General features: G+C 58.4%; 1 pseudogene. It reads right to left on the bottom strand.

Annotated elements, in window-relative coordinates:
• A pseudogene (locus ACRHNM_RS17085) lies at positions 1-262 on the bottom strand (xanthine dehydrogenase family protein molybdopterin-binding subunit); the annotation flags it as partial.

Below are 262 nucleotides of genomic sequence, written 5' to 3'. Positions count from 1 at the left end.
AATCACGCGTTCCCAATCAATATCCAACTCGTCTGCGACGATCATCGGCATGGCCGTCTTGACATTCTGCCCGATTTCCGGGTTGGGCGACATGATGGTCACCACCCCGTTGTCGCCAATCTTGAGGAAACCGTTGATTTCAAACCACTCGTCGGGCATGGCCAGGGCAGCTTCCCGGGCGGCCTCGTCCTTGCAGGAGGCGAGCCAGCTGAAGCCGAGCATCATGCCTCCCCCCGCCAGGGCGGAAGATTTTATAAACGAG

It is taken from the genome of Psychroserpens mesophilus (assembly GCF_050617655.1).
In the GTDB taxonomy this organism is placed as follows: domain Bacteria; phylum Bacteroidota; class Bacteroidia; order Flavobacteriales; family Flavobacteriaceae; genus Psychroserpens; species Psychroserpens mesophilus_A.
The sequence above is the reverse complement of the archived record's forward strand: the minus strand, read 5'-3'. Positions and strand labels throughout refer to the sequence as shown.